Origin of the sequence: Mycobacterium sp. 1165178.9 (assembly GCF_001673555.1) — a bacterium.
GTDB lineage: Bacteria > Actinomycetota > Actinomycetes > Mycobacteriales > Mycobacteriaceae > Mycobacterium.
Window position 1 is genome coordinate 44,183 of record NZ_LZMB01000580.1, and the last position, 7,572, is coordinate 51,754.

The window sequence follows — 7,572 nt, forward strand, 5'->3', positions numbered from 1 at the left end:
GGTATCGGCTGCCATTGGGGCTCGGTAACGTCGTGCATCCCTCGGTATCGTGTAGGCCATGGTTGTTATGTCAGCGCCCACTAAGCCGGGCACTACAGGACAACGAGAGTCCGCCCCGGTAGAGGCCACGGCGAGTCCGTGGGTCACGATCGTCTGGGATGACCCGGTCAATCTGATGACCTATGTGACGTATGTGTTCCAGAAGTTGTTCGGCTACAGCGAGCCGCACGCCACGAAGCTGATGTTGCAGGTGCACAACGAGGGAAAAGCCGTGGTGTCCGCCGGCAGCCGTGAGTCGATGGAAGCCGATGTGTCCAAACTGCACGCCGCCGGTTTGTGGGCGACGATGCAGCAGGACCGCTGAAGCTCGAGGCGCTGGCGATTCCCTGTGCGCAAATGGAAGCGGGTCGAGACCGCTAACGGTCCCCGCTTTCGGTCGTCCCTGGCATCGCACGAGGCCGCCCTGCTCAAGAACTTGGCCACGGCGATGATCGGCCTGCTCGACGAGCGTGAATCTTCCTCGCCCGCAGACGAACTCGAGGAGATCACCGGGATCAAGACGGGCAACGCCGATCCCCCGAAGGATCCCACGTTGCGCCGGCTGCTGCCGGACTTCTATCGGTACCACGACGAGGACACCGCGCCACCCGATGCCGCGGATAGCCTGAACGCCGCCTTGCGCAGCCTGCACGAGCCCGACATCGTCAACGCCAAACGCGTTGCCGCACAGCGGTTGCTGAGCACGGTTCCCGCTGACGGCGGCCGTTTCGAGCTGACCGAGGACGACGCGAACTCGTGGATCGCGGCGGTCAACGACATTCGGTTGACCCTGGGAGTCATGCTCGAGGTCGGGCCGGAGGGCCCCGAGCGCCTGCCGGCCGACCATCCCCTGGCCGTGCACTTCGACGTCTATCAGTGGCTAACGGTGCTGCAGGAATACCTGGTTCTGGTGCTGATGGGACCCCGATGACGGACGAAGAGATGAACGCCATCACCGATGTCGCGGGCATCCGCGTCGGCCACTACCAACGAGTGGATCCCGACGCATCCCTGGGCGCCGGCTGGGCCTGCGGCGTCACCGTCGTACTCACCCCGCCGGGCACCGTCGGCGCGGTGGATTGCCGCGGCGGCGCGCCCGGTACCCGGGAGACCGATCTGCTGGACCCGGCCAACACCGTTCGGTTCGTGGACGCGGTGTTGCTCGCCGGGGGCAGCGCCTATGGGCTGGCCGCCGCAGACGGTGTCATGCGCTTCCTGGAAGAACGCGAGCGCGGTGTGGCGATGGACGGCGGCGTGGTGCCCATCGTGCCGGGAGCGGTGATCTTCGATCTGCCGGTCGGTGGCTGGGAGTGCCGTCCGACGGCGGAGTTCGGTTACGCGGCCTGTGCCGCCGCCGAAGACGGCACGGCGATGGATGTCGGGACCGTCGGCGCCGGGGTGGGGGCCCGCGCCGGCGCGCTCAAGGGCGGTGTCGGGACCGCGTCGAGGGCGCTGCCGTCCGGCGTGACGGTCGGAGCGCTGGCCGTGGTGAACTCTGCCGGCGAGGTCGTCGACCGGGGTACCGGCTTGCCGTGGATGGCGGACTTGACCCGGCAGTTCGCTCTGCAGCCGCCGCCGGCCGAGCAGATCGAGGCCCTCGCCCAGTTGCCGTCCCCGTCGGATCCGGTGGACAACCCGCTCAACACCGTCATCGCGGTGGTGGCCACCGACGCCGCCCTGAGCCCGGCGGCATGTCGGCGGGTGGCGATCTCCGCCCACGACGGCCTGGCCCGCAGCATCCGGCCGGCGCACACGCCGGTCGACGGTGACACGGTGTTCGTCCTGGCCACCGGGGCGGTTGAGGTAGGCGCGGCTGCTGGTTCGAAACCAGTGCCCGCCGCTTTCTCCCCGGAGACCGGGCTTGTCACCGAGGTGGGCATCGCCGCGGCCGATTGCCTGGCGCAAGCGGTGCTGGGCGGCGTGCTGGCGGCGAAACCGATCGCCGGCATACCGAGCTACCGCGACGTGCTGCCCGGGGCGTTCGGTGAATGAGATCGCCCGGCCGAAGCGCCGGTAGCCTTGACGATGCTGGAAACACGCTGGAAGGGCAGCCATGGGTAAGACCACCCCACGGGGACGCCCCGGTGCGCCGGTCGCCCAGGGGAAGAAGCGCTCCACCGCGGCCGTGGGAGCCGCCACCATCCTCACCTTCGTGGCGTTGCTCTACCTGATTGAACTGATCGACCAGCTGACCCGCCACTCGTTGGACGCCAACGGCATCAGGCCACTGGAGGCCGATGGATTGTGGGGCGTCATCTTCGCCCCGGTGTTGCACGAAAACTGGCAACACCTGATGGCCAACACGGTGCCGCTACTGGTCCTGGGATTCCTCATGACGCTGGCCGGGCTGTCCCGGTTCGTGTGGGCGACCGCCATCGTGTGGGTCCTGGGCGGTTTGGGCACCTGGCTCATCGGCAACGTCGGCAGCAGCTGCGGGCCCACCGACCACATCGGCGCGTCCGGCCTGATCTTCGGCTGGCTGGCCTTCTTGCTCGTGTTCGGCATCTTCGTCCGCCGGATGCGCGACATCGTCATCGGCCTGATCGTGATGTTCGCCTACGGCGGCGTCCTGCTGGGAGCCATGCCGGTGCTCGGCAGATGCGGAGGCGTGTCATGGCAGGGCCATCTGTGCGGAGCGATCGCCGGCGTCGTCGCCGCCTACATGTTGTCCGCGCCGGAGCGTAAGGGCCGGACGTCGAGGAAGGCAGGCACCGCCTTGCCACGGCCCAAGATATGAGTTCGGCCCTGGCACCCATCGGTGTCTTCGACTCCGGTGTCGGGGGACTAACGGTCGCGCGGGCGATCATCGACCAGCTGCCCGACGAGGACATCATCTACGTCGGCGATACCGGCCATGGTCCGTACGGCCCGTTGACCATCCCCGAGGTCCGCGCGCACGCGCTGGCGATCGGTGACGACCTCGTCGGCCGCGGCGTCAAGGCGTTGGTCATCGCCTGCAACACCGCATCCGCGGCGTGCCTGCGGGACGCTCGCGAACGCTACGACGTGCCCGTCGTCGAGGTGATCCTGCCCGCGGTGCGCCGCGCGGTCGCCACCACCCGCAACGGGCGCATCGGCGTCATCGGCACCCAGGCGACCGTCAACTCGCATGCCTATCAGGACGCGTTCGCCGCCGCCCGCGACACCGAGATCACCGCGGTGGCCTGCCCGCGCTTCGTCGACTTCGTGGAGCGCGGCGTGACCAGCGGCCGTCAGGTGCTCGGACTTGCGGAGGGCTACCTGGAGCCGCTGCAGCGCGCACAGGTCGACACGCTGGTGCTCGGCTGCACGCACTACCCGCTGCTGTCCGGGCTCATCCAATTGGCGATGGGTGACAACGTGACGCTGGTTTCCAGCGCCGAGGAAACGGCGAAGGAAGTGCTTCGGGTGCTGACCGAACGGGATCTGCTTCGTCCGCACGATGCACCGCCCGCGACTCGGGTTTTCGAAGCCACCGGCGACCCCGAGGCATTCACCGCACTGGCGGCGCGATTCCTGGGTCCCGCGGTCACCGGTGTCCAGCCCGTTCATCAGGTGCGCATTGATTAACGACGGGACGAGATTCTCGTCACACCAATGCGGCGATGTTTTCGTCACGGTCCTATCGGGCATGGCACAGTAGTGTCCGTGCGAATAACCGTGCTCGGCTGCTCGGGCAGCGTGGTCGGTCCGGATTCGCCCGCATCGGGTTATCTGCTCCGGGCACCGGATACTCCGCCGTTGGTCATCGACTTCGGCGGGGGCGTCCTCGGCGCGTTACAGCGGTATGCCGATCCCGGTTCCGTGCACGTGCTGTTGTCCCATCTGCATGCCGACCATTGTTTGGATTTGCCCGGACTGTTCGTGTGGCGGCGCTACCACCCGACACGTCCGCTGGGTAAGGCGTTGCTCTACGGGCCGGGCGACACCTGGTCGCGCTTGGGCGCCGCATCGTCGCCCTACGGCGGTGAGATCGACGATTGTTCGGACATTTTTGACGTCCGCCATTGGGTTGACGGCGAGCCGGTGACGATTGGCGCGCTGACGGTGACACCGCGCGTGGTGGCTCATCCGACCGAGTCCTACGGACTGAAGATCACCGATCCCTCGGGCGCATCGTTCGTCTACAGCGGCGACACCGGTACCTGCGATCAGCTCGTCGAGTTGGCTCGCGACGCCGATGTCTTCCTGTGCGAGGCCTCGTGGACCCACTCGCCGGAGCGGCCGCCCGCGCTGCACCTGTCGGGCACCGAGGCCGGCCGGGCCGCGACCGCGGCCGGGGTTCACGAACTGTTGTTGACGCACATCCCGCCGTGGACCTCCCGCGAGGACGTGATCACCGAGGCCAAGGCGGAGTTCGATGGTCCCGTGCATGCGGTGGTGTGCGGGGAGACGTTCGATATCCGCCGCTCCGAGCGGGTCTGAGCCACCCGCGGCGGTGCTGAAGTGCCCGCTAGTGTTGGCGGCGTGACGAGACGAGAAGACGGCCGCCTCGACGACGAGCTTCGGCCCGTCGTCATCACCCGCGGTTTCACCGATCACCCCGCCGGTTCGGTATTGATCGAATTCGGCCACACGAAGGTCATGTGTACGGCCAGCGTGACCGAGGGGGTGCCGCGCTGGCGAAAGGGATCGGGCCTGGGGTGGCTGACCGCGGAGTACGCGATGTTGCCGTCGGCAACCCACACCCGCTCGGACCGCGAATCGGTAAAGGGCCGCCTGTCCGGGCGCACCCAGGAGATCAGCCGGCTGATCGGGCGGTCGCTGCGTGCCTGCATCGACCTGGCGGCACTGGGTGAGAACACCATCGCCGTTGACTGCGACGTCCTGCAGGCCGACGGCGGCACGCGCACCGCGGCCATCACGGGCGCGTTCGTGGCGTTGTCCGACGCGGTGACCTATCTCGCGGCTTTGGGCAAGCTGTCGGATCCCCGGCCGTTGTCCTGCGCGATCGCGGCGGTCAGCGTCGGCGTGGTTGACGGGCGGATCCGCGTCGACCTGCCTTATGAAGAGGACGCCCGCGCCGAGGTCGACATGAACGTCGTCGCCACCGACACGGGGACCCTCGTGGAGGTGCAGGGGACCGGTGAGGGGGCGACCTTCCCGCGCTCGACGCTGGACAAATTGCTCGACGTGGCGCTGGCTGCGTGTGACAAGTTGTTCGCCGCGCAGCGCGAGGCGCTCCAGCTCCCATATCCCGGCGTGCTCCCCGAGGGGGCACCGGCGCCGAAGGCGTTCGGCAGCTGACCCGCCTGCTGGTCGCCAGCCGCAACCCGAAGAAGCTCATTGAGTTGCGCCGGGTGCTCGATGCTGCCGGCCTGACAGGATTGAGCCTGGTCTCGCTCGATGACGTTGCGCCGTTTGAGGAAGCGCCGGAGACGGGTGCGATGTTCGAGGACAACGCCTTGGTTAAGGCGCGCGATGCGTTCAACGCGAGCGGGCTGGCGAGCGTGGCCGACGATTCCGGGCTGGAGGTCACCGCACTGAACGGCATGCCCGGTGTGCTGTCGGCGCGCTGGTCGGGCACCCACGGCGACGACGCGGGCAACACCGCGTTGCTATTGGCGCAATTGCGCGACGTGCCCGAGGGACGTCGCGGTGCGGCGTTCGTGTCCGCCTGTGCGCTCGTCTCGGCCGCAGGAGAGGTCGTCGTGCGCGGCGAGTGGCCGGGAAGCATCGCGCGCGAACCGCGCGGCGACGGCGGCTTCGGCTACGACCCGGTCTTCGTTCCGCATGGGCATGACCGCACGGCAGCAGAGCTGAGCCCGACGGAGAAGGACGCGGTCTCGCATCGCGGTCGCGCGCTGCGACTGCTTTTGCCCGCGCTGGAGAGGCTGGCCCGATCTGGCGAGTAGCTAATTTGGCGAGGCCCGGGAGGGCTTCGTTGACTTTCGTCCCACAGACGCTCCGCAGATCAATTACCTTTTGCCCGCCTTCTAGCGACAACTTGTTTCTGCCCGACGTCGTCGCTCGGAGGCGGGCACTCGCGGTGCCATGCCCGCGAGTGAGGTGTGGCGGAGGTGGCCTACAAGCCGAAACGCGCCTTGACGTCGCGGGTCTGGAAGTGCTCGACGATGATGCCGAGCAGCGGGATAGTCCCGGACAGCAGTACACCGACCGTCTTGCCGAGCGGCCAGCGCACCTTGACCGCCAGATTGAACGCCGTCAAGACGTAGATGAAGTACACCCAGCCGTGGACGACTTCGATCCACCGGATCTCGTGGTTGAAGGCGAGGTGCGAGACGATCTCGTAGCACAACGCGATAAGCCACAGGCCGGTCGTCCACGCCATGATCCGGTAGCCGAGCAACGCGGTGCGGATCTTGTCGACGGGGACTGCAGGCACTGATGTTCCGGGCGTTTCCGGTGTCGTCATGCGGTTGTCCTCTTCTGCTTTTCGGCGTCTTGCGCTGCGAGCTCGGCCAGGTAGGCGTTGTACTCCCGCAGCGCTGGGTCGTCGGATGTCTGCGGCGCGGCCTTGGGCCGGTCTGGCAGCAACCCGGCGGGTATCTCCGTCATTGCGTCTGTGTGTCGCGGCTGTGGTGGTTCCTCTTCATAGCGAACGAATTTGCGGTATGCGTACACACAGAACCCAGCGAACAGCGGCCATTGCAACGCATAGCCGAGGTTTTGGAATGAGCCGGAGACGGAATTGAACCTGGTCCACTGCCACCAGCCCAGAGCCAGGCACCCGCACGCCGCAACGACCACCAGCGCGATCAGCGCGGGCCTGCGACGATGCGTAGTGGACACCCCTTGACCGTACCGCTCATGATTTGGGCCCGACGAATTCGTCGGATCCGCTCGCGACAACCCGGAGCTTCCACAAGGGATACGATCGCCACGCTGCGGGCGTGATGGAATTGGCAGACATGCCGGCTTTAGGTGCCGGTGCTCGAAAGAGCGTGAGGGTTCGAGTCCCTCCGCCCGCACTGATGCTTGGACGGCGCTGATGCCGGCAGATCAGTTGTCCGAGGTGTTGCGAAGCCGTCTGCAGACGCCGTGTCGGTATTTGCCCACACTTTCCGGTAAACACCGGGCATGCAATGGCACCGTTACGCGTCTAAATCGTCATCGAGCAAGTCCGCATCGGTGTCCATTGTCATATTCGCCGAGGCGCGCCCATATAAGCGTGCATAAGGCCTATGGCCTGGGCGAAGTTGATGCTCGACAGGTACAAGCGCGTCCCGAGCACCGCGGCAGCGCACTATTCCACTCTGAACGCTCCGAGGTCGATCGTTTTCCAGCTAGACGATCCCAGAATTACACTGGTGAGCACGGCGACCGCTGCAACAGCTTTGAGTGTGTTCGTGATGCTCTTCGTCTTCATCGGCCACACCTTTCTACTGGTGAGATACCGCGGCGGGCTGATCCCCCCGGCTAGCTGATGCTAGCGCGGCGGCGAGTGCATTAGCCCGAACTTCACCAGCAAAGCTTTTTTTGGCAGTTTCCGCAATATTAAACACGCGTCTAAAGACCGCGCTAGCATCAGCTAGCCGGGGGGATCAGCCCGCCGCGGTATCTCACCAGTAGAAAGGTGTGGACGATGCCGAT

At 66.5% G+C, this 7,572-nt stretch carries 10 protein-coding genes and 1 tRNA gene; 9 read left to right on the forward strand and 2 right to left on the reverse strand.

Going from position 1 to position 7,572, the window contains the following annotated elements:
• The first annotated feature begins 58 nt into the window (after nt 1–58).
• The 8 genes from clpS to rdgB all read left to right on the forward strand — a co-directional run bounded on the left by clpS (nt 59) and on the right by rdgB (nt 5,873).
• Nucleotides 59–364, forward strand: coding sequence for an ATP-dependent Clp protease adapter ClpS (gene clpS / locus A5652_RS25100; RefSeq protein ID WP_067127731.1), 306 nt, complete (start codon nt 59–61; stop codon nt 362–364).
• A gap of 24 nt (nt 365–388) precedes the next feature.
• Entirely contained in the window at nt 389–970 is a 582-nt protein-coding gene (locus A5652_RS25105; protein WP_067358432.1) for a DUF2017 domain-containing protein, read from the forward strand.
• Between the two features lie 11 nt (nt 971–981).
• Nucleotides 982–2,031: a P1 family peptidase gene (locus A5652_RS25110; protein ID WP_067358454.1), complete on the forward strand. Its 1,050-nt coding sequence runs from the start codon at nt 982–984 to the stop codon at nt 2,029–2,031.
• A 61-nt stretch (nt 2,032–2,092) separates the two neighbouring features.
• On the forward strand, nt 2,093–2,776 hold the full coding sequence (locus A5652_RS25115) for a rhomboid family intramembrane serine protease (RefSeq protein ID WP_067358435.1): 684 nt from the start codon (nt 2,093–2,095) through the stop codon (nt 2,774–2,776).
• Entirely contained in the window at nt 2,773–3,588 is an 816-nt protein-coding gene (murI, locus tag A5652_RS25120) for a glutamate racemase (protein ID WP_067358436.1), read from the forward strand. The genes A5652_RS25115 and murI overlap by 4 nt, the downstream gene beginning before the upstream one ends.
• 72 nt (nt 3,589–3,660) lie before the next feature.
• Nucleotides 3,661–4,443, forward strand: coding sequence for a cyclic nucleotide-degrading phosphodiesterase (locus A5652_RS25125; RefSeq protein ID WP_067358438.1), 783 nt, complete (start codon nt 3,661–3,663; stop codon nt 4,441–4,443).
• A gap of 42 nt (nt 4,444–4,485) precedes the next feature.
• Nucleotides 4,486–5,265, forward strand: a complete 780-nt coding sequence (rph, locus tag A5652_RS25130) for a ribonuclease PH (RefSeq protein ID WP_067358441.1) — start codon at nt 4,486–4,488, stop codon at nt 5,263–5,265.
• Nucleotides 5,262–5,873 (forward strand): RdgB/HAM1 family non-canonical purine NTP pyrophosphatase, encoded by a 612-nt coding sequence (gene rdgB, locus A5652_RS25135; RefSeq protein ID WP_067358442.1) that lies wholly within the window; start codon nt 5,262–5,264, stop codon nt 5,871–5,873. Before rph ends, rdgB begins: the two co-directional genes overlap by 4 nt.
• Nucleotides 5,874–6,043: 170 nt before the next feature.
• Here rdgB and A5652_RS25140 read toward each other — a convergent pair whose 3' ends face one another.
• Complete coding sequence (locus A5652_RS25140; protein WP_067358443.1) at nt 6,044–6,394, reverse strand: DUF3817 domain-containing protein; 351 nt, start codon at nt 6,392–6,394, stop codon at nt 6,044–6,046.
• Complete coding sequence (locus A5652_RS25145; RefSeq protein ID WP_067358445.1) at nt 6,391–6,771, reverse strand: hypothetical protein; 381 nt, start codon at nt 6,769–6,771, stop codon at nt 6,391–6,393. Before A5652_RS25145 ends, A5652_RS25140 begins: the two co-directional genes overlap by 4 nt.
• 95 nt (nt 6,772–6,866) lie before the next feature.
• Here A5652_RS25145 and A5652_RS25150 point away from each other — a divergent pair.
• Nucleotides 6,867–6,950, forward strand: a tRNA-Leu gene (locus tag A5652_RS25150).
• Nucleotides 6,951–7,572 lie beyond the last annotated feature (622 nt).